The organism is Ruegeria sp. C10, assembly GCF_056537805.1.
Map to the genome: position 1 here is coordinate 1,330,031 of NZ_JBQFSC010000001.1, position 25,334 is coordinate 1,355,364.

Annotated in this window: 22 protein-coding genes; 14 read left to right on the top strand and 8 right to left on the bottom strand. The window is 57.4% G+C overall.

Annotated elements, in window-relative coordinates; genetic code table 11:
• Genes ACR0DE_RS06340 through xdhA form a run of 5 tightly spaced genes read right to left on the bottom strand, consistent with a single transcriptional unit; the run spans window position 1 to window position 7,331 of the window.
• Window positions 1-1,083: an ABC transporter permease gene (locus tag ACR0DE_RS06340; protein WP_170392492.1), complete on the bottom strand. Its 1,083-nt coding sequence runs from the start codon at window positions 1,081-1,083 to the stop codon at window positions 1-3.
• Window positions 1,084-1,121: 38 nt separating this feature from the next.
• Window positions 1,122-2,639 carry an ABC transporter ATP-binding protein gene (locus ACR0DE_RS06345; RefSeq protein WP_170420509.1) on the bottom strand — a complete coding sequence of 506 codons (1,518 nt, stop codon included), beginning with the start codon at window positions 2,637-2,639 and terminating at the stop codon, window positions 1,122-1,124.
• Entirely contained in the window at window positions 2,636-3,571 is a 936-nt protein-coding gene (gene xdhC / locus ACR0DE_RS06350) for a xanthine dehydrogenase accessory protein XdhC (RefSeq protein ID WP_170646625.1), read from the bottom strand. The genes ACR0DE_RS06345 and xdhC overlap by 4 nt, the downstream gene beginning before the upstream one ends.
• On the bottom strand, window positions 3,571-5,973 hold the full coding sequence (gene xdhB, locus ACR0DE_RS06355; protein ID WP_480752330.1) for a xanthine dehydrogenase molybdopterin binding subunit: 2,403 nt from the start codon (window positions 5,971-5,973) through the stop codon (window positions 3,571-3,573). Before xdhB ends, xdhC begins: the two co-directional genes overlap by 1 nt.
• Complete coding sequence (xdhA, locus tag ACR0DE_RS06360) at window positions 5,970-7,331, bottom strand: xanthine dehydrogenase small subunit (protein WP_480752331.1); 1,362 nt, start codon at window positions 7,329-7,331, stop codon at window positions 5,970-5,972. The genes xdhB and xdhA overlap by 4 nt, the downstream gene beginning before the upstream one ends.
• Window positions 7,332-7,673: 342 nt before the next feature.
• On the opposite strand from xdhA, the gene dnaE reads away from it, so the two are divergent.
• The 3 genes from dnaE to ACR0DE_RS06375 all read left to right on the top strand — a co-directional run bounded on the left by dnaE (window position 7,674) and on the right by ACR0DE_RS06375 (window position 11,847).
• The gene (gene dnaE / locus ACR0DE_RS06365; RefSeq protein ID WP_480752332.1) at window positions 7,674-11,174 is read left to right on the top strand and encodes a DNA polymerase III subunit alpha; all 3,501 of its coding nucleotides are present in this window, start codon (window positions 7,674-7,676) and stop codon (window positions 11,172-11,174) included.
• An 86-nt stretch (window positions 11,175-11,260) separates the two neighbouring features.
• Window positions 11,261-11,473 carry a YMGG-like glycine zipper-containing protein gene (locus ACR0DE_RS06370; RefSeq protein ID WP_170392486.1) on the top strand — a complete coding sequence of 71 codons (213 nt, stop codon included), beginning with the start codon at window positions 11,261-11,263 and terminating at the stop codon, window positions 11,471-11,473.
• 5 nt (window positions 11,474-11,478) lie between these two features.
• Window positions 11,479-11,847, top strand: coding sequence for a hypothetical protein (locus ACR0DE_RS06375; RefSeq protein WP_480752333.1), 369 nt, complete (start codon window positions 11,479-11,481; stop codon window positions 11,845-11,847).
• A 5-nt stretch (window positions 11,848-11,852) separates the two neighbouring features.
• Here the strand turns inward: ACR0DE_RS06375 and ACR0DE_RS06380 are convergent, their stop codons facing one another.
• Window positions 11,853-12,047: a SlyX family protein gene (locus ACR0DE_RS06380; RefSeq protein ID WP_170392484.1), complete on the bottom strand. Its 195-nt coding sequence runs from the start codon at window positions 12,045-12,047 to the stop codon at window positions 11,853-11,855.
• A 125-nt stretch (window positions 12,048-12,172) separates the two neighbouring features.
• Here ACR0DE_RS06380 and hisS point away from each other — a divergent pair, with 125 nt between their 5' ends.
• The 3 genes from hisS to hisG are packed head-to-tail and all read left to right on the top strand — an operon-like array spanning window position 12,173 to window position 15,438.
• Window positions 12,173-13,660 carry a histidine--tRNA ligase gene (gene hisS / locus ACR0DE_RS06385; RefSeq protein ID WP_170392483.1) on the top strand — a complete coding sequence of 496 codons (1,488 nt, stop codon included), beginning with the start codon at window positions 12,173-12,175 and terminating at the stop codon, window positions 13,658-13,660.
• Window positions 13,661-13,663: 3 nt separating this feature from the next.
• Entirely contained in the window at window positions 13,664-14,752 is a 1,089-nt protein-coding gene (locus ACR0DE_RS06390; protein WP_223116865.1) for an ATP phosphoribosyltransferase regulatory subunit, read from the top strand.
• Window positions 14,749-15,438: an ATP phosphoribosyltransferase gene (gene hisG / locus ACR0DE_RS06395; protein WP_170401909.1), complete on the top strand. Its 690-nt coding sequence runs from the start codon at window positions 14,749-14,751 to the stop codon at window positions 15,436-15,438. Before ACR0DE_RS06390 ends, hisG begins: the two co-directional genes overlap by 4 nt.
• Here hisG and ACR0DE_RS06400 read toward each other — a convergent pair.
• Window positions 15,435-15,866, bottom strand: a complete 432-nt coding sequence (locus ACR0DE_RS06400; protein WP_170392480.1) for a DUF1489 family protein — start codon at window positions 15,864-15,866, stop codon at window positions 15,435-15,437. The genes hisG and ACR0DE_RS06400 overlap by 4 nt on opposite strands.
• A 129-nt stretch (window positions 15,867-15,995) precedes the next feature.
• On the opposite strand from ACR0DE_RS06400, the gene ACR0DE_RS06405 reads away from it, so the two are divergent.
• Window positions 15,996-18,278 (top strand): adenosylcobalamin-dependent ribonucleoside-diphosphate reductase, encoded by a 2,283-nt coding sequence (locus tag ACR0DE_RS06405; RefSeq protein ID WP_480752334.1) that lies wholly within the window; start codon window positions 15,996-15,998, stop codon window positions 18,276-18,278.
• Window positions 18,279-18,581: 303 nt separating this feature from the next.
• On the opposite strand, the gene ACR0DE_RS06410 is transcribed toward ACR0DE_RS06405, so the two are convergent.
• Window positions 18,582-18,803: a helix-turn-helix domain-containing protein gene (locus ACR0DE_RS06410; protein ID WP_480752574.1), complete on the bottom strand. Its 222-nt coding sequence runs from the start codon at window positions 18,801-18,803 to the stop codon at window positions 18,582-18,584.
• A gap of 760 nt (window positions 18,804-19,563) precedes the next feature.
• Between ACR0DE_RS06410 and ACR0DE_RS06415 the strand changes: the two genes are divergently transcribed.
• The 7 genes from ACR0DE_RS06415 to ACR0DE_RS06445 all read left to right on the top strand — a co-directional run bounded on the left by ACR0DE_RS06415 (window position 19,564) and on the right by ACR0DE_RS06445 (window position 25,215).
• Window positions 19,564-20,154, top strand: coding sequence for a L,D-transpeptidase (locus ACR0DE_RS06415; protein WP_170625179.1), 591 nt, complete (start codon window positions 19,564-19,566; stop codon window positions 20,152-20,154).
• 69 nt (window positions 20,155-20,223) lie between these two features.
• Window positions 20,224-20,673, top strand: a complete 450-nt coding sequence (locus ACR0DE_RS06420; protein ID WP_480752337.1) for a c-type cytochrome — start codon at window positions 20,224-20,226, stop codon at window positions 20,671-20,673.
• A 396-nt stretch (window positions 20,674-21,069) separates the two neighbouring features.
• Window positions 21,070-21,693, top strand: coding sequence for a c-type cytochrome (locus tag ACR0DE_RS06425; RefSeq protein ID WP_480752340.1), 624 nt, complete (start codon window positions 21,070-21,072; stop codon window positions 21,691-21,693).
• Between the two features lie 9 nt (window positions 21,694-21,702).
• Window positions 21,703-22,602 (top strand): c-type cytochrome, encoded by a 900-nt coding sequence (locus tag ACR0DE_RS06430; protein ID WP_480590385.1) that lies wholly within the window; start codon window positions 21,703-21,705, stop codon window positions 22,600-22,602.
• 39 nt (window positions 22,603-22,641) lie between these two features.
• Window positions 22,642-24,015, top strand: coding sequence for a multicopper oxidase family protein (locus ACR0DE_RS06435; RefSeq protein ID WP_480752341.1), 1,374 nt, complete (start codon window positions 22,642-22,644; stop codon window positions 24,013-24,015).
• The gene (locus ACR0DE_RS06440) at window positions 24,012-24,485 is read left to right on the top strand and encodes a c-type cytochrome (RefSeq protein ID WP_480752342.1); all 474 of its coding nucleotides are present in this window, start codon (window positions 24,012-24,014) and stop codon (window positions 24,483-24,485) included. Before ACR0DE_RS06435 ends, ACR0DE_RS06440 begins: the two co-directional genes overlap by 4 nt.
• Window position 24,486: 1 nt before the next feature.
• On the top strand, window positions 24,487-25,215 hold the full coding sequence (locus ACR0DE_RS06445; protein WP_480752343.1) for a DsbA family protein: 729 nt from the start codon (window positions 24,487-24,489) through the stop codon (window positions 25,213-25,215).
• The last annotated feature ends 119 nt before the right edge of the window (window positions 25,216-25,334 follow it).

Sequence of the window (25,334 nt, forward strand, 5' to 3'; positions counted from 1 at the left end):
TCACGCTACCTCGCTACGGGCCGCACGGATGCGGTAGTTTGTCAGAAGATCGAATGCCAGCAGGAAGAACAGAAGCATCCCCTGGAATACCTGAATGGCAGCGGCAGGCAGACCCAACTGAGATTGGGCAATTTCACCGCCTATATACGTCAGCGCCATCAGGCCTCCGGCCAGCAGGATGCCCACCGGGTGCAGTCGGCCAAGGAAAGCCACGATGATAGCGGTAAAACCATAGCCGACGTTGAAGTCGATGCTGACCACACCCGCAGGACCCGAGACTTCGAACATCCCCGCAAGACCGGCCAGCGCGCCGGCCAGACCCAGACAGAACAAGATCAGGCGGGCAGGGTTTACACCAGCGAACTTCGCCGCACGCGGGGCCTCACCTGTCAGGCGGATGTGGAAGCCCAGCATGTGCCGGTTCAGCAAGACATATGCAAAGATAACAGCGATCAGGGCAGTGACTACGCCCCAGTGCATGCCTGAACCCGCAATCAGCTCGGCATTATACGCGCTGTCGTAGGATTGCAGATTGCGCGAACCAGGAAAGCCGAACCCTTCGGGATTCTTCAGCAGGCCTAGCGAGACCGAGGCCAGCATCTGTTCGGCCACATAGACCAACATCAGCGACACAAGGATTTCATTGGTACCGAAGCGCACTTTCAGGAAGGCTGGGATCATTGCCCATAGCCAGCCGCCAAACGCGCCTGCAATCACCATGATCGGAAAGATGTAGAATGCATCCAGCGGATAGAATGCCAGACCAGCGCCCGCACCGAAAATGGCCCCCATAATGTACTGACCCTCGGCCCCGATATTCCAGATACCGGCGCGGAAGCCTAAAGACAGGCCGATGGCGATCAAAACCAGGGGCGCGCCCTTAACCAGCAATTGCGGCCGATAATAGAAGGCGAACTCGCCAAACAGGGGTTCCCAGAAAATGGTTCCAATAGCCTCGACCGGGTTTTTGCCCAGAATGGCGAACAGGATGCCACCAAAAACCATCGTCGCCAGGACTGCGACCAGAGGGGTGGCATAAGACCACGCCTTGGACGGCTGAGGCCGTTTCTCCAACACAATCATTTGCTCATACCCCCGCGTTTCTCTTTTCTTTTAAATGTTTAGACATGGGCCACCTCCATGCCATGCGCGCCGCCCATCATCAGGCCGATCTCATCGACCGTCAGACCCGTGGTTTCACGCGGGGCGCTTAGTCGCCCTTCGTTCAAGGCGGCAAAGCTGTCTGAGATTTCCATCAGTTCATCGAGGTCTTGCGAGATACAGATGACCGCAGTTCCCTTGGCCGCCAGATCCAGAATGGCCTGCCGGATCGAAGCCGCCGCCGCCGCATCCACGCCCCAAGTCGGCTGGTTCACGACCAGAACATCCGGGTTTTGCAGCACTTCGCGACCAATCACGAACTTCTGCAGGTTCCCGCCCGACAGCGACCGGGCGGCATTTTCAGGACCCGGCGTACGCACGTCAAAGGCGCTAATGATCTTTTCGGCAAAGCTCTTGGTCTCGGACCACTTCAGAAAGCCGTTATTCTCCAGCCCCTCGCGGACCGACCCAGTCAGCAGAGCGTTTTCGGTCAGGCTCATATCAGGGGCAGCCGCGTGGCCCAGCCGTTCTTCGGGCGCGGTCAACACGCCGAGCTTACGCCGCGCGGTCGGGCCGAGTTTGCCGATGGGTTGACCGTTGAATTTGATCGCATCTGCGGTGGTCGGAATTTCGCCAGAAAGCACACCCAGCAATTCATCCTGACCGTTCCCCGCGACACCCCCGATCCCCAGAACCTCGCCCTTGCGGACGGTCATGTGGACGTTGCGAAGCGCGGTTCCGAATTCCGACGGCGACGGCACTGACAATCCGCTGACATCCAGCGCAACGTCACCGAATTCCCGGCCGGAACGTTCAGGTGTCTGCAGGGTTGACCCCACCATCATCTCAGCCATATCGCGCGCTGAGGTTTCGGCTGGTACACATTCGCCCACATTCTTACCCAGCCGCAGAATCGTGGCGTGGTCGCATAGCGTTCGAATCTCTTCCAGCTTGTGCGAGATATACAGGATCGATGTCCCTTCCGAGCGCAATTTGTTCAGCGTTTCGAAAAGGATTTCAACCTCTTGCGGCGTCAGAACCGAGGTCGGCTCGTCCATGATCAGCAACTTCGGGTCCTGCAGCAGGCAGCGGATGATTTCGACCCGCTGACGCTCACCCGCAGACAGATCACCTACCGTACGGAAAGGATCCAAGGGCAGGCCGTAGGTTTCGGATACTTCGCGGATACGCGACGCCAGATCTCCCATCGGGGGTGGGTTCTCCATCCCCAGAGCGATATTCTCGGCGACGTTCAACGCATCGAACAGCGAAAAATGCTGGAACACCATCGCGATCCCGTCCGCACGGGCGGCGCGCGGTTCAGGCGGTGCATAGGGCTGCCCTCGCAGCAGCATCGTGCCGCTGTCGGGTTTCACCAGCCCATAGATCATTTTGACAAGCGTGGATTTGCCCGCGCCGTTTTCGCCCAGCAGCGCGTGAACTTCGCCTTCACCGATGTCAAAGGACACCTGATCATTGGCCACGACGCCGGGATAGGCTTTGGTCAGCCCTTGCAAGCTCAGAAGTGGAGTGGTCACGCGCTCAGGTCCTTCTTCAATTCGTTCTGTCGGGCGGGGCGTAACAATTGCGCTGCCACCCCAACGGCGATCATCTGCGGGTGTTTGCCCAAGCCCGGATCGCCGATCGGACAGGTGATCCGGCTGATCCGCTCGGGCGGATGTCCAAGGGCCGCAAGCCGCGACCGGAATCGCGCCCATTTCGTAGCCGAGCCGATAAGCCCCGCAAAGAGGAAATTGTGCGAAAGCAGCCGGTTGCACAGTTCCAGATCCAGATTGTGCGAATAGGTCAGCACCAGATGCTCGGCATCGGTTGGCGCGTGGCGAACCAGCTCGGCGGGTTTTGCGGTCGGAACCGGGGTTACACCGGTTGGAACCACATCGGGAAACCGCTCGGGTCCGGTATCGACCCAGGTGATTGCCAGATCGGGTAGGGGGGACAAAACGTCCACCAGCGCCCGGCCTACATGGCCTGCGCCCCAGATCCACAGATTACGCGTCGGTTTGTGAACGGGTTCGACCATCCAACCTTCGATCAGTTGGGGCTCGGGCGCGACACCCTGTCCTCGCGCTGCCGCCAGCCGACGTTTGACCGATAGCGGCATCTCTCCGCCCGAGGCCGAACGCGCGATGACGGTATCGTCCAGTGCATTCAGCGCTTCATGATCAAATACTTCACTCAGCAATGAAACTGCACCGCCGCAGCATTGCCCCATGTCGGGGCCAAGAGCGTGATGCGTTAGTCGGGTGGCGGTGGTTTGGGATCGCGCAGCTTCGGCTGCCTGATACTCCAACGTGCCTCCACCGATGGTGCCACTTTGCCCGTCCTTCCAGACTAGCATCGCGGCCCCCACTTCACGTGGAGACGACCCTTTGATGCCGGCGATGACCACCCGGACCACTGTTCCGTGGGTTTTGACCGCCTCCCTCAAAGCCTCCAAGTCAAATCCCATCAGATGCCTCCCTTCATCTTTTGGACGCCGCGCCAAACTTCTTCAGCCGTGGCTGGTGCATCAAGAGCGGGGTAGGCCTCTCCACAGGCCGCGACCGCATTCGACAGGGCCAGCCATGCTGAAATACCCAGCATGAACGGCGGTTCGCCCACCGCTTTCGAACGATAGATCGTGTCCTCACGGTTTTCGGCATCCCAGAGTGCGACGTTGAATACGTCGGGTCGATCTGAGCAGGCGGGGATCTTGTAGGTCGAAGGTGCGTGTGTGCGCAGGTTGCCCGTGCCGTCCCAGACCAGTTCCTCGGTCGTTAGCCAGCCCGCGCCTTGCACATAACCTCCTTCGACCTGCCCGATATCCAACGCCGGGTTCAACGAAGCACCGGCATCATGCAGGATATCGGTGCGCAAAATGCGGTTCTCACCAGTCAGAGTGTCGACGGCCACTTCGGTGACCGACGCTCCGTAGGCGAAGTAGAAGAACGGACGGCCACGTCCGGCGATCCGGTCCCATTCGATTTTGGGTGTCTTGTAGAAACCGGTCGCCGACAGGCTGATCCGACCCTGATAGACCAGCGCCGCAGCTTCAGCGAAGGTGTAGCGTTCTGCGCCAACCGAAACATGGCCATCAGAGAAGGTGACAGTCGACGGATCGGCCTGATGCCGCTCGGCCAGATAGTCCGCCATTCGATCGCGGATCGTATCGCAGGCCGCCTTCACTGCCATGCCATTCAGGTCACTGCCCGAGGATGCTGCCGTGGCCGAAGTGTTCGGCACCTTGGCCGTATCCGTGGCGGTGATTTTGACCATCTCCAGCGGGATGCCAAAGCGCGAAGCCGCCACCTGCGCCACCTTTTGGAACAGGCCCTGACCCATCTCGGTACCGCCGTGGTTCAGATGGACCGAGCCATCCTGATACACATGCACCAAAGCGCCTGCCTGATTCAGGTGGGTCAGCGTGAAGGAAATCCCGAACTTGACCGGAGAAAAGGCAATGCCCTTCTTGATCACGCTGTTCTCGGCGTTCCATTTCGCAATGGCGGCCTTGCGCGTTTCGTAATCGCTGGATTTCAGTAGCGCCTGAGTCATCCCGTGTAATTCGAAATCGCTGACCTCCATTCCGTAGGGCGTGGTATTGCCGCCAGCGGGCAGAGGGCGCACGGGGGCGTCCCCGGTTTCGACCGCGCCGCGGCTTGTTAGGTCCTCATGCGGGTCGGGATGACCCAAAGGTTTCTCGGACGGCGTGATCTCGGCAATCGCATGGGCCGGTTCGTAATAGTTTCGGCGGCGCAGTTCCACCGGGTCCAGACCCAGCTCATACGCGGCGTGGTCCATCACGCGTTCGATGCCAACCATGCCCTGCGGGCCGCCGAAGCCGCGATAAGCGGTGGCGGATTGGGTGTTGGTCTTCAGCCGGTGGCTTTCGATCCGTGCATTTGGCAACAGATAGGCATTGTCCGAATGCAGCATCGCGCGGTCGGCGACGGGCAGGGACAAGTCCTGCGCCCAGCCGCAAATGGCGTAGTGGTGGAACGAGACGCCCTGAATATGGCCGTTCTCGTCAAATCCGGCCTTATAGGCGATGCGGAACGCGTGGCGTTTGCCGGTGATGGTCATATCATCGTCGCGGTCATAGCGCATCTTGCACGCCTTGCCAGTTGCGCGAGCGGCCACCGCGCAAGCAACGGCCAGCGCATTGCCCTGGCTTTCCTTGCCACCAAAACCGCCGCCCATACGGCGCGTCTCGACCCTGACGGCGTGCATCGGAACGCCCAACGCATCGGCCACCTTGTGTTGGATCTCGGTCGGGTGCTGGGTCGAGCTGTGAACCAGCATATCCGCGCCTTCATTCGGCACGGCCAAAGCGGCCTGACCTTCCAGATAGAAATGCTCCTGCCCGCCAAGCTCGAATGACCCTTCGATCACATGGGCGGATCCTGCAATAGCCGCATCAGCATTACCTTTGGCATAGATGCGCGGGCCGTCTTCGAACCGACTGTCGGCGGTCAGAGCCTCTTCGACCGTCAGGATCGGGGTTTCCTCGGCATAGTCGATCTTGCCCAAACGGGCCGCCTTGCGGGCGGCCAGATGGCTGCTGGCGATGACCAGAAACACCGGCTGGCCGATATAGTGGACCATTCCGTCCGACAGCAGCGGTTCATCATGGATCGAAGGCGATACGTCGTTGGCGAAGGGCAGATCATCCGCGGCCATAACCATCACGACGCCCTCGGCGGCCCTCACCGCAGACAGGTCGATTGCGGTGATCTTGCCTTTGGCAATCGGGCTGAGGCCAAAAGCCAGATGCAAACTGTCCCTGGGTGTCGGGATATCGTCCACATACCGCGCGGTTCCTGAAACGTGCAGCGGTGCTGCGTCGTGGGGGAGGGGTTTGGTCACGCTCATGCCGATACCTCCAGCACATTGGTCACTTCGCCCTGATCTTCCAAGAAGTATCTTTCGAGCATCGCTTTGGCGGTTTCCAGTCGATAGGTGGCCGAGGCGCGCATGTCCGTGAGTGGTGAATAATCGTCAGCAAAGGCAGGCAGCGCGGCGTCAATCGTCTCGCGCGCCCAAGGTTTACCGACCAATGCGGCCTCGACATGGGTTGCCCGTTTCGGGATGCCGGCCATGCCGCCGAACGCGATGCGCGCCTGCGTGACGATGCCGCCCGAGACGGTGATGTTGAAACACCCGCAGACGGCCGAGATGTCCTGATCGAACCGCTTGCTGAGTTTATAGGCCTTCAGGCGATCCAGCTGACGGGGGAAGCTGACAGCTTCGACGAATTCACCGGGAACGCGGTCCTGTTTGCCATAGTCGATAAAGAACTCTTCCAGCGGAAGGGACCGACGGGTGTCGCCTTTGCGCAGATGAAGGGTTGCGTCCAGAGCAATCAGCGCAGGCGGGTTGTCCCCAATGGGCGAGCCATTGGCTATGTTGCCGCCCACCGTTGCAGCATGGCGCACCTGTACACTGGCGTAGCGGCGGATCATTTCGGCGTAAGAGGGGTGAAGATCGGCCAGAGCCTCACCCATCCGATTCATGTCGACCATTGCGCCAAAGCGAATTTCATCGTCGGTGATGGTGATTTGTTTGAGATCATCGCAACGGTTGAGGAAGATTACTGGATCCAGGTCGCGCAGTTGCTTTGTCACCCACAGGCCGACATCTGTTGCTCCGGCAACCAGCGTGGCATCTGGGTTTTCAGCATAAACAGCTGCCAGTTCATCGGAAGATTCAGGCAGCATGCGCGACGCAGCAGAAGATGCGAGTGGCTTGTCTTTGACCCAGACTGGCACGGGACGGTCCTCGACCGCTTTCGCAGCGCGAATAATCGGTGCATAGCCAGTACAGCGGCACAGGTTTCCGGCAAGCTGGGTGTCATGATCCGTGGCGCCCGTCGCATGACTGGCGACCATCGACATGACAAAACCCGGAGTGCAAAAACCGCATTGCGAGCCGTGCAGGTCAACCATTGCCTGTTGAACGGGATGTGCTTCGCCATCCGGGCCGCTTGCCCCTTCGACTGTACGAACCGCTTTGCCATGCAGCTGGGGCAAGAACAGGATGCAGGAGTTCAGAGCTTTTGCGCCGTCTTCGTCCGTCACCATGACCGTGCACGCGCCGCAATCGCCTTCGTTGCAGCCTTCTTTGGTGCCTGTCAGACTGCGATCTTCACGCAGCCAGTCCAGTAGGGTGGCCGTCGGATCGACATCCGGCAGCTCCACTGTCTCTCCGTTCAGAAGAAACGTGATGTTCATTCGAGAAACCCGTCGCGTTACCCGGTTGCGCCCGTTCGGCCCTCCTTCGATGCGACGTAGAAAGAGTGGCGGGCGGTAGCTTGCCGTCAGATGTTAGAAACAGCGCACCTTATCTGGCAAGAAAAACTGCCTATATGATACACCATTGCACCCGAGCGGCCCATGATTTTAGTGTATGTTTGAAACTTAATAAATTGAAAATAAACACTTTTTTGGAAGGTGTGCGTTCCTGCGCCCGAAGCACCTTCTGAAAAAGCCGAATAATCACCGATGATTTTTTCGGCATTCGATGGTGCCGGTTCCCGCTTTTGCAACATCGCTGGCTAAGATAGCTTAGCCTGTATGAGCAGTTCCCCCCGATTCATTCACCTCCGCGTTCACACTGAATATTCGTTGCTGGAAGGCGCCGTGCGGCTGAAGAAGCTGCCGGACCTGTGCCAGAAGATGGAGATGCCCGCCGTCGCGGTGACGGATACCAATTCAATGTTCTCGGCCTTAGAGTTTTCGGTCACCGCCAGTGGGGCAGGTGTGCAACCGATCATGGGCTGTCAGGTCGATCTCAGTTACGTTCAGGCGCAGCCGGGAGAAAAGCCCAAAGCACCCGCGCCGTTGGTGCTGCTGGCACAATCCGAGGTGGGATATGAGAATCTGATGAAGCTCAGTTCCTGCCTGTATGTAGACAAAAGCGGGCAGTTGCCGCAGGTCACTTTGGACGAATTGGCGGAACGATCAGATGATTTGATCTGCTTAACCGGCGGTCCAGACGGGCCCGTAGGGTTGCTGTTACAGCAAGGTCAGCGCCCTGCTGCCGAGGCTTTGGTGGATCGTTTGTCCGCGATTTTCCCGGATCGCCTTTATGTTGAGTTGCAGCGTCACCCTGGCGAAGGAGGTCAACCTGAGGCCGAGCGCTTGACCGAGCGCGGTCATGTCGAGATGGCGTATGACAAGAACCTGCCGCTGGTGGCCACCAATGACGTCTATTTTCCGACTTCGGACATGTACGAGGCCCACGACGCGCTGATCTGTATCGCCGAGGGGGCTTATGTCGACCAGCAGGACGGTCGCCGACGTCTGACCGCGCAGCACTATTTCAAGTCGCAGCAGGAGATGGTGACGCTGTTCGCCGATCTGCCCGAAGCCGTCGAGAATACGGTTGAAATCGCGCAACGCTGCGCCTTCATGGCCTATCGCCGCGACCCGATCCTGCCGAAGTTTGCAGATGATGAGGTCGCCGAACTGCGTCGCATCGCCAACGAGGGTCTGCAAAAACGTCTGGCCGTGATCCCGCACGCCGTGACACCTGAAGAATATCAGGAACGACTGGATTTCGAACTTGGCATCATCGAAGGGATGGGCTTCCCCGGCTATTTCCTGATCGTTGCCGACTTTATCCAATGGGCAAAGGATCATGACATTCCGGTGGGTCCGGGGCGGGGCTCGGGTGCGGGATCACTGGTGGCTTATGCGCTGACGATTACCGACCTTGATCCGCTGCGGTATTCGCTTCTGTTTGAACGGTTTCTGAACCCCGAGCGGGTTTCTATGCCCGACTTCGATATCGACTTCTGCATGGATCGCCGTGAAGAGGTTATCCGCTACGTGCAGCAGAAATACGGGCGCGACAAAGTGGGGCAGATCATCACCTTCGGTGCCTTGCTGTCGAAGGCGGCTGTGCGCGATATTGGGCGTGTATTGCAGATGCCATACGGGCAGGTTGATCGCCTGTCCAAGATGATCCCAGTCGAAGGCGTCAAACCCGTTTCCATCGAAAAGGCGCTGAAGGATGAGCCGCGCCTGCGGGAAGAGGCACGCAATGAAGAGGTCGTGGACCGTCTGCTCACATATGGCCAGCAAGTCGAGGGGCTGCTGCGCAACGCCTCGACACACGCTGCCGGCGTGGTGATCGGAGACCGGCCGCTGGATGCACTGGTTCCAATATACCAGGACCCGCGTTCGGACATGCCTGCGACCCAATTCAACATGAAATGGGTTGAACAGGCCGGGCTTGTAAAGTTCGATTTCCTGGGTCTGAAAACACTGACCGTGATCCAGAACGCGATGGATTTGATCTTTAAGTCAGGCCGTGACCTTCACATAGCTCCCGATGGCACGGAACTCTATGAACCCGCCGAAGGGGCAACAAATCAGATCAACGCCATCCCGCTGGATGACGAGGCGACGTACAAACTCTATTCGGCGGCCAAGACGGTGGCGGTGTTCCAGGTTGAATCCTCGGGCATGATGGATGCGCTCAAGCGGATGAAGCCGGATTGTATCGAGGATATCATCGCCCTCGTCGCGCTTTATCGACCCGGCCCGATGGAGAACATCCCCAAGTTCTGCGAAGTCAAGAACAAGCTTAGCGAACGCGACACGCTGCACCCGTCCATCGACCATATCTTGGATGAGACGCAGGGCATCATCGTCTATCAGGAACAGGTGATGCAGATCGCGCAGGAAATGGCGGGTTACAGCCTTGGGGGCGCGGACTTGCTGCGCCGCGCGATGGGTAAGAAAATTCAGGAGGCGATGGATGCAGAGCGGCCCAAGTTCCTCAAAGGTGCTGCCGAAAACAATGTGGATGAGGCCAAGGCGACCGAAGTCTGGAACCTGCTGGACAAATTCGCCAACTATGGCTTCAACAAATCCCACGCCGCCGCCTATGCGGTGGTCAGCTATCAAACCGGCTGGCTAAAGGCGAACCACCCGGTCGAGTTCATGGCAGGTGTCATGAACTGCGATATCCATCTGACCGACAAGCTCGCGATCTATTTTGAGGAAGTCCGCAAGGGGCTGCAGCTGCCCTATGTTCCGCCGTGCGTAAATCGATCCCAAGCGACCTTTGATGTGGCCGATGGGCATTTGGTCTATGCGCTGGGCGCGCTCAAGAACGTAGGCGTCGAGGCAATGAATCTTGTGGTTGAGGGGCGTGGCGAAAAGCCTTTCGTAAACCTGTTCGACTTCGCCCGCCGTGTTGACCTGAAGAAGGTCGGCAAACGCCCGCTTGAGATGCTGGCTCGCGCCGGTGCCTTTGACGAGCTCGATAAAAATCGTCGCCGTGTGTTCGAAAGCCTTGATCCGTTGGTTCAGTATTCGGCGGCGATTCACGAGCAGAAGAATTCGAACCAAGTGTCCCTGTTTGGCGAGGCAGGCGATGACCTGCCCGAACCGCGTCTGTCCCCTTCGCCTGATTGGCTACCTGCCGAACGCCTGAGCGAGGAATTCAAGGCCATCGGATTCTACCTGTCTGGCCATCCGCTGGATGACTATATGCCGGCCCTGAAGCGCAAACAGGTACTGACACTGGATCAGGTGACTGAAAAGGCGCGCTCTGGCCCATTTATTGCCAAGATGGCAGGCGTCGTTGCCGGACGGCAAGAAAGGAAATCAGCGCGCGGCAATCGGTTCGCATTTGCCCAGCTCTCTGACCCCACCGGAGCATTCGAGGTCACGTTATTCTCGGAAACACTGGAGAAATCCCGAGAGTTTCTGGAAACCGGCGCACAGGTGGTACTGACGGCCGAAGCGACCATGGAGGCCGATCAGCTGAAACTGCTGGGCCGTTCCGTTGGTCCGGTTGATACAGTTGTGGCCGATGCGGGTGCGACGGGTTTGCGTGTGTTTGTCGAGGATTCGAAGGTTTTGCCGAACATGGCCACGGTACTGGAAGGCGCAGAGGCTTCAGCCAAAAGGGTGGCCAAGGGACCTGTTTATGTTTGCCTATTCGATCCCGGACTGCCAGGCGAGGTCGAGATGGATCTGGGCCGGGAATTTCCGATCAACCCAGAAATCAAAGGCGCGCTGAAGTCGCTCGAGGGGATATCGGAGATCGAAGAAATCTGATCCCGAACCGTAATGTTGCCACACGCGATGGACCCCGCTAGGCTGGGTGAACATCCTCAAAGGTCATTTCACAGGAGGGTTCCGAAATGGCAAGTTCAGGCAATGTTTTCAGGATATTTACACTCGCCGCGGCATGTTCACTGGCATTGGCCACTGCGGTACATGCAGACGACAAAAAGAAGAAAAACACTCTTACCGGGGCCTTGGTCGGCGCGGGCGTTGGCGCGCTGGTAGGCGATGGTAAAGGGGCTGCGGTCGGTGGGGTGGCCGGTGCGATAATCGGACATAATTGGAAGTGAAGCTGATGCAGTCAATTCTCGTAAAATCTACTTTCTGTGCCACGCTCTTTGTCGTACCCACATTCGCGCTGGCTGACGATTCAGCAGAGCAGATGGTACAGGATGCCTTGCCTGTGATGCACTACACATGTGCGTCGATCGCAGAGGAGGCTGATGGCGACGAAGAATTTGTCGTGGCCGTTGTTGGAAAAATGACGGCCCTGTCACTCTATAACCGCCAGATCAATATCGAAGATCATGCGGCCACTGACGAGGAAAAGACCCAACTGCGCGAAACCTTCATTGCTGCTCTGTCAGAGGGTTGTGCCGCCGACAAGAATGCCCTTCTGGGCGGTGTGGTCGATAACGCGGTGAAGTCGACGCTGGGGTTGTAACCCCCTCAGTAATGCGGCGGGCGTTCGTCGCCGAACACAACGCCGCCTGAGCCTTCCTGCGCGCGTTCCGCCTCGCGTTGCAACAGCATCTCGACGCGGCGGGTCAGGCGGTCGATCTCGTTCTGTTGGTTTGTGACGACCGAGTTCAGCTCTTCGACCGTGCGGGTCAGATGGGCGATCTGCTCTTCCAGATGCTGCATGGGGCTCTCCTTATAGGCGTCTCATAGCGACCCTGTGACGCCCTGGCCAGAGAAACCCCGCCTTGCCCCGAAACAGACCATGGGATAGACCGCGCGCGGAACACTAAATCCCAAGGACGCCCCACATGGCCAAGCCCAAGAAACAGCCCCGCCCCAAGGCCGTAACGCCGAAAGGGTTCCGTGACTATTTCGGCGAGGAAGTCACGCAGCGCACCGAGATGCTGCGGACGATTGCAGGCGTCTATCATCGTTACGGGTTCGATGCCTTGGAGAGCAGCGCGGTTGAAACGGTTGAGGCGTTGGGCAAGTTCCTGCCCGACGTGGACCGCCCGAACGAGGGCGTATTTGCATGGCAGGAATTTGACGAAGGCGGCAATGGCGACTGGATGGCGCTGCGCTATGACCTGACTGCGCCTCTGGCCCGTGTCTATGCGCAGCACCGCAACGATCTGCCGACGCCTTATCGCCGCTATGCGATGGGTCCGGTCTGGCGGAACGAGAAGCCGGGGCCGGGGCGGTATCGCCAGTTTTATCAGTGCGATGCGGATACGGTGGGCACGGCCTCAATGGCTGCGGATGCCGAGATTTGCGCCATGCTGTCGGACACGCTGGAAACCGTTGGAATCCCGCGCGGTGACTATCTGGTGCGGGTCAACAACCGTAAGGTTCTGAATGGCGTGCTCGAAGCGATGGGTTTGGGTGAAGACGCCGCCGCCCGAGATAACGTTCTGCGCACGATCGACAAGTTCGACAAGGTGGGCGAGGCTGGTGTGCGTGAGCTTTTGACCAACGGCCGATTGGATGCCTCTGGCGCTTTTATCGATGGTGTTGGTCTTAGCGGTGATCAGGCCGAGCCGGTGATTGCCTTCCTGACTTCTAAAGCTGCAGATACCGCCGGAACGCTGGCCAACCTGCGCGCCGCTGTGGGTGACAGCAAGATCGGTGCGGACGGGATCGCTGAGTTGGAGCAGATTGGTGCGCTGCTGGATGCAGGCGGGTATGGTTCGGACCGGATCGAGATTGATCCTTCGGTCGTGCGTGGCCTCGGCTATTACACCGGGCCGGTCTATGAGGCCGAACTGACCTTCGAAATATACGACGAGAAGGGCCGCAAGCGGCAATTCGGGTCGGTCTCGGGTGGTGGTCGCTATGATGATCTGGTCAAGCGGTTTACCGGACAGGAAGTACCCGCGACCGGCATCTCCATCGGTGTTGACCGATTATTGGCCGCTTTGCGTGAAAAGGGGCGGATCGCGGCGCAGGCCACCGGCCCAGTGGTTGTGACCGTGATGGACCGCGATCGCATGGCGGACTATCAGGCGATGGTGGCAGAACTGCGCAATGCCGGTATCCGAGCCGAGGTCTACTTGGGCAACCCCAAGAACTTTGGCAACCAACTGAAATATGCGGACAAGCGGAACTCTCCAATTGCGGTGATCGAAGGCGGTGACGAAAAGGCAAATGGGATCGTGCAGATCAAGGACCTGATTCTTGGCGCCAAGATTGCCGAGAGCGCCACGCTTGAGGAATGGAAAGAACGGCCCAGCCAGTTCGAAGTGCCCCGCGGCGATCTGGTCGCTAAGGTGCGCGAGATTCTGGACAATCAGGACTGACCCATGCCGAACCGTTCCCAAATACAGGCCCGCGCCGCCATGATGCGTGTCCGGTTCGAGGCGGCGGGCGCGCAGGTGGTTGATACGCCTCTGCTGCAGCCAGCCGGGACGCTGTTGGACCTCTATGGAGAAGATATCCGCGCCCGTGCTTACGTAACCTCGGACGCGCTGCGGGGTGAGCAGATGCTGCGCCCGGATTTCACCCTGCCGGTGGTGCAGATGCACATGTCCGACGGGGCTGAACCAGCAAGATACACCTATTCCGGCGAAGTGTTCCGCCGTCAGGAACACGATCCGGATCGTGCTAATGAGTATATCCAAGTCGGCTACGAAGTATTTGATCGCGAAGACCCCGCCGGAGCCGATGCTGAGGTATTTTCGTTATTTGCCCTGCAATTGCGCGGGCTGCCTTTGCGGGCAGCGACAGGTGATATCGGTATTCTGATCGCCGCTGTCGGGGGGCTCAAGACCACTAGCCGTCGTAAGGCCGCGCTGATGCGACATCTCTGGCGGCCTCGCCGGTTCCGCGTTCTGCTGGACCGATACGCCGGGCGCAAAGCGGGCCTTGAGGGTCGCGATGCTCTGCTAGACGCAGCTGACCCATTGGCGATTGACGTGCCCATGATCGGTAAACGCCGCGCGCCGGAAATCCTCGACCGGATTGAAGCCCTGCGCGAAGACCGCGCTGCGCCGCCGATCTCGGACAATGAACTGGCCGGTTTGGAGACGCTGCTTAACGTGCGCGAAACCATGCCTTTCGCGCTGGAACAACTGCGTGACATTGCGGTTGATCTGCCACAGATCACATCTGCTTTGGATCGTTTGGAAGCTCGTATCGCAGCCCTGCAGGCGCGAGGCGTGGATGTGGATACACTGGATTTTGAGGCGTCTTATGGCAGGACCTCGATGGAGTACTACGACGGGTTTGTATTCGGCTTTTATGCCGAAGGCCGCCCTGATCTGCCACCGGTCGCAACCGGTGGGCGCTATGATGCGCTGACCAGGCAATTGGGTGGTGGGGCCGAGATTCCGGCAATTGGCGGCGTGATCCGCCCGGACCTGATGCTCGAAATCGAGGAGGCTGCGCAATGAGCCTGAAACTCGGTGTGCCTTCGAAGGGCCGGTTGATGGACAAGACCTTCGCATGGTTTGAAAAGCGCGGCATTACACTGTCGCGCAGCGGATCAGACCGGGAATACGCGGGCAAGGTTGATGGGATTGGTGGCGTCTCGCTGATCCTATTGTCTGCAGGAGAGATTCCGCGCGAGCTGGCGGCGGGACGCATTCATTTGGGCGTGACCGGCATCGATCTTGTGCATGAAAAGCTGCCGCGCTGGGAACAGCAGGTGGAAGAGGTTGCACCTTTGGGGTTCGGCAAGGCGGACCTTATCATCGCAACCCCAGCCTGCTGGGTCGACGTGGACACTCTGGATGATTTGGATGCAGCGGCGGCAGGTTTTCGCAGGGCGCATGGCCATCGGCTGCGGATCGCTACCAAGTACCACCGTCTGGTCCGCGAATTCCTGACCGAAGCGGGAGTGGCCGATTACACGCTGGTCGACAGCCAGGGCGCAACCGAGGGGACGGTGGTGAATGAGACAGCCGAGGCGATTGCCGATATCACCTCGACCGGGGAAACACTGCGGGCGAACCACCTGAAAATCCTGTCGGATGGGTTGATCCTGCAATCGCAGGCCACGCTGTGGCGCAGCCGCGTGGCAAAATACGATGCGGCTGAAAAGACGGCTTTGAATGAGCTGTTGGACAGGTTGGCCTAAAGCACCCCAATTTCCGCTAATGCGCGGTTCAGGTCGTCGGGCAGGGCATCGTCCTGCTCGCGATTTTTAGGCAAGTCGGCAGGGGTGTCCTCAGGCTTGAGATACCGCCAGCCCTGGAATGGACGCTTCAGAGCGTTCTGCGTTCTGTGTACCTCGGGGTCCAGGACGATGGCGCAGCGGCGGATGCCATCCTCGCCTCGGACTTCATCCAGCCGCAGGATGCGCTGGCGGCACTGGACCACACCTTTGATCACCCAATAGATCGACCCGCCATTCAGAATTTCAGCGTCGCGCTTGGGCCACATGCGGGTGACGTGGCGCGGGTATCCGTCCTCATAGAGTGGTTTGCGGCTGTCTTGCCACGCCATCAGCGTGTCGACACTTTCTGACCCAACCGAAAGTTTGATGAGGTTTACGTACTTATCCACAGCTTTCCCACAGAGTCGTCCCAAGGGTGATCCCTATATTGTAGCCCTCATGCGCTTGTCATCAAGGTGTTGTGGTTTAGATGTGATCTGGGCTAATCTGAATGTCTCTTTCAGCACAGGGAATCACCAATGAGCCGCTTTGCCGCCCCCATCGCCGAGCAGATCTGGGATATGAAATACCGCTTTAAACAGGCGGATGGTACGCCCATCGATCAGACAGTCGAGGACAGCTGGCGGCGCATAGCTCGTGATCTGGCGCGTGTGGAAGAAGACCCGGCGCATTGGGAAGAAAAATTCTATGAGGCGCTAGAGGATTTCAAATACCTTCCTGCTGGCCGCATCACCGCCGGGGCGGGCACCGCGCGACAGGTAACCCTGTTCAACTGCTTTGTGATGGGGACGATCCCCGACAGCATGGGCGGTATCTTCGACATGCTGAAAGAGGCCGCGCTGACCATGCAGCAGGGTGGCGGGATCGGTTATGATTTCTCAACCATCCGTCCACGTGGCGCGGATGTGAAAGGGGTTGCCGCTGATGCCTCTGGCCCGCTGAGCTTTATGGATGTCTGGGACGCCATGTGCCGGACGATCATGTCTGCAGGCTCGCGTCGTGGTGCGATGATGGCGACCATGCGCTGCGACCATCCGGATATCGAACAGTTCATCACCGCGAAATCCGACCCGGCGCGTTTGCGCATGTTCAACATGTCGGTTCTGGTCACCGATCCATTCATGGAGGCCGTCAAGGCCGATGGACCGTGGGATCTGGTATTTGACGGAAAGGTCTATCACACCGTTCAGGCGCGCGATCTTTGGAATAAGATCATGCAGGCCACCTATGATTATGCCGAGCCGGGCGTGATCTTTATCGACCGGATCAATCAGGCGAACAATCTGAATTACGTCGAGACGATCTCGGCGACCAACCCGTGCGGAGAACAACCTCTACCGCCTTATGGTGCCTGCTTGCTGGGCTCGATCAATCTGGCACGGTTGGTTGCCGAGCCGTTCGAGGATGCCGCGCATCTGGACGAGGAGGCCTTGCAAGAGCTGGTGGCCACCGCCGTTCGCATGATGGACAACGTGGTGGACGCGTCGAAATTCCCGCTGGCCGAACAAGAAGCCGAGGCGCAAGACAAGCGCCGCATCGGGCTGGGCGTGACTGGTCTGGCCGATGCGCTGTTGATGTTGGGTCTGCGCTACGGCTCGGACGAGGCGGCGCGTCAGACCGAGCGCTGGTTGCACGCAATCGCGCGCGCCGCGTATCTGGCGTCGGTCGATTTGGCGAGGGAAAAGGGCGCTTTCCCACTGTTTGACGCCGAGAAATATCTGGCCAGCGGCACCATGAAACAGATGGATGACGATGTGCGCGACGCAATCCGCGAACACGGCATCCGCAACGCGCTGCTGACCTCGATCGCGCCGACGGGTACGATTTCGCTTTATGCGGGCAACGTGTCTTCGGGGATCGAGCCGGTTTTTGCCTATGCCTATTCGCGCAAGGTGCTGCAAAAGGACGGTTCGCGCACCGAAGAAGAGGTTGTGGACTATGCGGTGCAGATGTGGCGCGACAAGTTTGGCGACGCCGAATTGCCCGAGTATTTCGTGAATGCGCAAACACTAAGCCCGTCCCATCACGTAAAAATGCAGGCGGCGGCGCAAAAGTGGATCGATAGTTCGATATCGAAGACAATCAATTGTCCCGAAGATATCAGCTTTGACGCCTTCAAAGACGTCTACATGCAGGCTTGGGATCAGGGCTGCAAAGGCTGCACAACCTATCGCCCCAATGATGTCACCGGTTCGGTTCTGAGCGTATCGGAAAGCGACGACAAAGCGCCAGGTGAAAGCGCGGATGCCCCGCATGAGGTTGACGGGGGCGAGGTCGTTTATATGTCCGAACCGCTTGATCGCCCACAATCGCTGGAAGGGTCGACTTACAAGCTGAAATGGCCGGACAGCGAGCACGCAATCTATCTGACAATTAACGATATCGTCATTGGCGGACGCCGCCGTCCCTTCGAGGTGTTCATTAACTCGAAGAATATGGAGCATTATGCTTGGACGCTGGCTTTGACCCGGATGATATCGGCCGTGTTCCGACGCGGTGGCGATGTGTCCTTTGTGGTCGAGGAACTGAAAGCTGTGTTCGACCCGCGAGGCGGGGCCTGGGTTAAAGGCAAGTACATTCCGTCCATCCTGGCCGCGATTGGCGGCGTGATCGAGCAACACATGGTCAATATCGGCTTCCTTGAGGGCGAAGGAATGGGCCTGAAGTCCGATCCTCAGGCGCAGGTGGTCAACATGGACGCCCCGCGTGGCAAGGCTTGCCCATCCTGTGGTCAGTTCGACATGGTGATGATCGAAGGCTGCATGACCTGCCGCAGCTGCGGTCATTCTAAGTGTGGCTGATTTGGCGGAAGAGGACTTGATGTTGTGGTGCTTCAGGCGACACCGCCATTATTGTCACCAAATGACCTCTAACTGCGATCTGCCGACCTGCTGACGGAACCTAAGAAGCGCTAGTTTTTTTACGTTTCTTGTCTGAAGGAAATTTACTGGCCTTGTCGACCGAAGCACCTTTGGCGAGTTGCTTCGGCTTCTCTGTGCGACTTGATGCATGGCATTTGTTCCAAACATTTGCTTTGGAGTACTTTTTAGTTCTTCAAGCGTCAGGTGCAGGTTCAAACCTTGAACGTTTAATAGAGCAGCACCCTAAACTCGCTCGTCGAGTGGCATTGCGTCTGCGACAAATTTTAAGAACTGCTCCGGGGGAATGCTAAGTGCGCGCGATAGTATAACAAGTTCTGGCACATCTATGCGCCCTTGGCCGATCTCAATCCTGGCAATAAATAACGGATGACACTTTAACTTCTTGGCGAGCTTCGCCCGCGAGTATCGTTGGGCTTTGTCGGCGGCGATAGGCGCGGAGATCAGCGCGAGATGCCCTGACGAGCGGAGAGATTTGGCCGCTTTGGTGTCCGTTTAATGCTTCGGACATTTCCTAATCTCATTTTCAGAGTGTTTAGAAAGTCAGATTGAATATCTAAGAGCGGATGATGAAAATTGCTAAACATATAATCAACGTAGCTTTTTTCCCCTGTTTTGCGTTTGCCCGAGAGCCACTCACACTAACTTCAGACGAATATGAGCACTTGGAGCCTATCTACTAAATCCTTTGCGTAGCGCCCGGTAGGACCACTGACGAAGCAATGGAAGCGTTATTAGCGCACTTCGATCAACCACTTGCCAATGAAGTGGAGACTCTGATTGTGCGTAGTTCATGCGGCGCGAATTTCGATACGAATTTACCCAGCGGTTGCTGTCCCCAAGTTCCTACGAGAATCGTGCTTCGACCAGCATGATTGTCATTCTTAGTATCTGATACCTTCGCACCGGCAGCTGATCAAATCAATTCACCAGAATCTAAGCGATTGTTAACGTTGATTTTATTGTATTTGATCGGTACGGAAAACAAAGCTCTTTCTGAAAGCGAACTGGCATTATGTCTAAGAAAAGTTGGATTTTCACAATGGCTTGACGATCTGAAGCCACCTTTGAAACCGCCTCATGTGCCTACGGCAGCAGTATTCCAGACGAAATTTCCCTTACGCAAAACCTGTTGTTTGTTGACCTTCCAGCGCGGGAACCGGGCATACAGCCCAAATGAGTCGTAGAGCAAGAATACACGCTTGGGATGGCAGGCATGAAACCGAACAGGGATAGAAAGGCTGTTACGCGACGCGGAGTGATTGCCGCGTTTGCTGCGACAACTCTTTTTCCAGCACCGGCCGTTTGGGCCCAATCGATGACAACCGAAGGGACGCGCCGCAATGTTTCTTCATTCCGCGTTGCTAAATGGCAGGATCACTTTGATACGCTTAAGAATGGTGTGATCCTGTCCGATACACAGTCCAAGGTCCTGCAATATTGGTCAGAAGACGAGAGCGTCTATCGGATGTATCCAACCAGCGTGCCGCTGACGGAAGACCTTACAAGGCTGGGCTACACCACAGTAACTCGCAAGGTTGAGGGGCCATCTTGGCGACCGACACCAGCAATGAAAAAGCGCAACCCCGCTTGGCCCGACTATGTGGGCCCGGGTCCGGAGAATCCTCTGGGGACACATGCACTTTATTTGAGCTGGCAATACTACCGGATCCACGGCACCAACGACACACGCAAGATCGGAAGAAGATCCTCCAATGGCTGCATCGGCTTGTACAATGAGCAGATCGCGGACTTGTTCGAACTGGCCACCGTGGGCACGCAGGTAAAATTGATCTGACCATGGTCAAGTCGGCTTTTCTGGACAGGCGCTTAAGCTCGGTAACTGACAACGACGTGAAATAGTGAGATGGATAAACTTACACTCATGATAGGCGGTGTGGCGATCGCAGGTGCCGTCGCAATCGCCTACAATCTAAATCAGCAACCAGCTGGCCATTCGATGACGACACCTGATACGTCGACGCTGGCGTCAGGAGACCCAATCCAAAACGTCAATCTACCGGACCAGCTAAGCGAATTTGCGGCCGTCGGCAAAGTGGCATTCGACGCAAAATGCTCGGCGTGCCATGGCGGGAATGCAACTGGTCTGGAAGGCCTTGCACCACCTTTGGTGCATAAAATCTATGAACCAGGCCACCATTCGGACGAGGCATTTTACGTGGCCGTCCAGAATGGTGTTCGAGCCCATCATTGGAAGTTCGGTAACATGCCGCCGGTCGATGGCTTGACCCGCGCGGATGTGAAAGGCATCGTAGCGTATATAAGAGAGTTGCAGCAGGAAAACGGGATTTTCTGAAGGTGACGAGTCGAGTGGGCACCGCAATTCGTTACTTCATCCTGTCAATTGCGCTGGCCATTGGCGGGTTACTTGTAACGGCCGATTCTGCACATGCACATGGCGGTGATTCACAGCATGTGATTGACCAAACCGACTCTGCGGACGTCGAACATGTCAAGCAGGGTCATCCCGGGCATTGTCATGGCGGAGCGATCTGCAACGCTGTTGGACTATTTTTGATGGGTCCAACACCGCCTGGTCCCCAATGCACGGAACGAAGATACTCGATCCCTCGAGCTCAATACCGGTTTCTTAGTATTATCGCGTTTGACCCACCACCGCCGCGTGTCCTGATCTGACGAGTCGAATTGGGCCCAAGATGGGCGCGTCGAAGCAGACGAAAAGGACAAAGAAATGAACATTCTAAAAATGACTACAAGCGTGGCCCTGGTTTCACTATTTGCGGCGGCCGCCCTGGCGCATGGTGGCGCAACCGGTATCGTCAAAGAACGCATGGACGGCATGTCCGCGATGAAGGACAGCATGAAGGTCCTTACACCGATGATGCAGGGGAAAACGCCCTACAATGCGCAAACGGTACGAAGCGAAGCCAAGAAAATCGGAAGCCACGCCGGTGAGAGCATGACTAAGCTGTTTCCAGAGGGATCTGATGGCAAACCCTCGGAGGCCAAATCGCAAATCTGGCAGGATTGGGGTTCCTTTACAGAAATAGCCAGACAGTTGGAAATCTACTCAGAAGGCCTTGCGCTTTCGGCAGACAACGGGCTGATGGCGTCCGGATCGGGTCATGGTTCCGGCATGATGGGCGGCAAATCCATGATGGGAGGTCGTTCCATGATGGGAGGTGGTTCCATGATGGGAAGTGGTTCCATGATGGGAGGTGGTTCCATGATGGGCAGCGGGATGATGGCTGGCAGTCCAAACTTAGCACAGCTGTCTGAAATGCCGGCAGATGGTGTGTTCATGATGCTGAGCCAGACATGCTCGGCGTGTCACACGCGATTTCGGTCGGAATAGGAATGCATCATGAAGCCGACAATACGGTTGGGTCTTGCTGCCGCCGTTACGGCGTCAGCAGGGTTTGTTGCTGTGATGGCTTGGCCGATTGGCCAGCCCTTACAAGCTCTCGACATTCAAGGTGACGTTAACCGCGGGGCGTATCTGGCAAGGGCAAGCGGCTGTATCGCCTGCCACACAGACTTTGCCAAAGGAGGTGCGCCCTTGGCCGGTGGGGTGGAGTTGGATACCCCGTTCGGCTCGCTCTTTTCGCCGAACCTGACCACAGATCCCGATCACGGGATCGGTGATTGGACCATCGAGGAATTTGCCCGCGCAGTACGTCAGGGTGTGTCGCCCGACGGACAACCCTACTACCCGGCCTTTCCTTATCCGTTCTATGCCAACTTCACGGATCAGGACATCGCCGATCTTTGGGCCGCCTGGCAAACGGTTCCGCCAGTAGCGGAACCGTCAAAAGAGCAGGAAATGGTGTTCCCCTTCAATCAGAGATGGGGCCTGAAGCTGTGGCGGGCGGCATTTTTGGAACCGCCGCGGACCGATCCCGTACCGGGCAATGATGATGTATGGAACCGGGGCCGGTTACTCGTTGAAGGTGCCACGCATTGTGCCGCCTGTCACACTGGGAGAAACCTGGCTGGCGCAAGAAATTCGGACACGGAACACTTCAAGGGAAGTGACTCTCTGCCGGGCGGTGACAAGGCACCGGCCATCGACTTTGAGACCCTGCAAATGCGTGGGTGGACAGTTGATGATCTGGCCTACGCGTTGCGCACCGGCGTCATGCCTGATGGCGATGTCTTCGGCGGCGCCATGGGAGAGGTCGTAAACTATGGCACCAGCTTTCTAACAGACGAAGACCTGAAGGCAATGGCGACCTATCTGCTGGATGTACACGACGGGGGATAATCCAGTGCGAGATCAAGTATTCTTTGGAAGGAAGTCCTAATGAAGCTCAATCGCAGGCAATTCGTTGCAGGCACGTCGGCATTGTTCGCGGTGCCGACTATCGGGAGGGCGGCTACCGCCCCCCGAATAATCGAGGCGCGTTCAGGATTGGCGCGTGTTGCCCCCAACAACTATCCGGAAACCGAGATATGGGGATATGATGGCGGTGTTCCGGGCCCTGAAATTCGAGCCCGGCAAGGCGAAACGGTTCGCCGGACACTCCTGAACTCGCTACCTCAGCCTACAGCAATCCATTGGCACGGATTGCGGGTTCCGAACAATATGGACGGGGTGCCGGGCCTTACGCAGGAGGCTGTACCAATCGGCGGCGAATTTCAGTATGACTTGCCTCTGAAGGACGCGGGGACCTTCTGGTATCACTCTCACAACCAGTCAACGGAACAAGTGGCCAGGGGCCTTTACGGCGCGTTCATCGTCGACGAAACGGACCCGCCGGACACGGACCATGACATCACGATCCTTCTGGATGATTGGCGGTTGGGTAAAGACGCTCAAATAGTAGATGATTTTGGTGCAATGCATGATTGGACCCATGCAGGTCGGATGGGAAACTACGTTCACGCGCGCATATCGCCAATGACCGAAGTTTTGACGAACCAGCGATTGCGAATTCGAATGGTCAACGTGGCAACTGATCGGATCATGTATGTGTCAGTAGGTGGCGCAAACGGGAAACTGGTCGCTTATGATGGCATGCCTGTAAGGCAGCCAGAAGATTTCGAAACACTTGTTTTCGGACCTGCACAGCGAGCAGACTTGATCGTCGACGTCACAGCGGAATCGAACGAAGTCGTTCAAATAACTCTTCACGAACGCGATGAATCATTTGTTATCGCTGAGATCCCGGTTTCGGGAAGCGGTACATCTGCCAGCCGCGATGAGATCGAAGCTCTGCCACCCAACCCTGTTTCTTTTCTTGAAGATGTTTCTGACGCCTTAAAGGTTCCATTGGTGATGGAAGGCGGGGCGATGGGCGGACTGCGTCAAGGTACTTACAACGGCCAAGTCATGAGCGCTAATGAGTTGGTTCAGGAAGGACAGATCTGGACATTCAACGGAGTCGCTGGGTTACCCGAAGACCCGCTCGCTTCTGTTTCGCGTGGCGACATAGTCCGTATTCAGATGCAGAACGACACTGTCTTTGCGCACGCCATGCACTTGCACGGGACGCACTTTCAGGAAGTTCTGTCGAACGGGAGCCTGGGACCGTTGCGAGACACAATACTGGTTGACCGGATGGAAACGCGGGAGATTGCGTTCGTTGCGGATAACCCGGGGGACTGGCTGTTTCATTGCCACATGCTTTCGCATCAGGCCGCTGGAATGAAGACCTGGCTGAGCGTGGCGTCATGAACAAGAGCGCGGCGAAATGGGTGTCACTAGCTGCTGTGGTGATCATTGTCGCGGTCGCTGGCTGGGGCCTGAGCGGGCGTGCACAAAACGGTGCATCAGCGGATTCGGCACGTGGTGCAGTTTTGTATGCCGAAAACTGCGCGTCATGCCACGGGGCAAGTCTGGAGGGTCAACCAGATTGGCAGACACCTGATCCAGATGGCGTCTTGCGAGCTCCCCCGCATGACCGAACAGGGCACACCTGGCATCACGGCGACAAGCTGTTGTTCGATTATACAAAGCTTGGCGGGGACCAAACACTAAAACAGATGGGCGTCGCTGATGTCAAAAGCGGTATGCCAGGTTTCGAGTACACTCTGTCGGATCAGGAAATCTGGGACATCCTCGCCTTCATCAAGGAGAGTTGGCCGGATCGGGAACGCAAGCTGCAAGAGCAGCGCACCGAGGCAGAACAAACGGAAGGAAACTGATGTGAAACGATTTTTTGCAGGCTTAATTGCCATCACTATGTCGATTGGTGCTGCTATGGCGAGTGCTGACGAATTGTCTGACTCCGATGTAAAACGGCTGGCACTGGAAGCCATTATGGAAAACCCCGAAATCATCATGCAGGCGATTCAATTGCTTCAACAGCGCGAAGATCAGGCAAAAGCCGAAACCATTGGAAACGTCTTGGAAAATCAGCGTGAATTGCTGGAACAGGATCCGAATGCGCCTGTCATCGGAAACCCGGAAGGTGATGTAACCGTAGTCGAGTTTTTTGACTATAACTGCCCATATTGCAAACGCGCGGCCCCGGTCGTGAAAAACGTAATCGCAGGCGATTCCGATGTCCGAGTTGTTTACCGAGAATGGCCCATACTCGGAGAAGGTTCCGACTTTGCGGCACGCGCCGCGCTTGCCTCACGAAACCAGGGAAAATATGAAGAATTCCATTGGGCGCTTATGGCGCTGAACGGTCGTGCGACTGAGGCCAGCGTCCTGAAAGTTGTTCGGGAACTCGGCCTGGACGAGGATCAACTGCGCGCAGACATGGAGGCGCCGGAAGTCGACGCGCATATCCAGGTGTCCATGGAATTGGCCCGACAGCTTGGCTTCAGTGGCACCCCTTCGTTTGTGATTGGAGATGCGCTTGCCCCGGGGCTGATCGCCGAAGATGAAATGACCCGGCTAATCGAGGCAGTCAGAGACGCAAGATAGAACCAAGGGGCGAAAGCATGTGCGCCCCTAAGCTTCTGTTGCGACCGTGGCTTCGCATCCCTCGGACTCTGAGCTGAAAGGATATGATCAAGTTGATTAGCGCTTAAGACACGTACCCT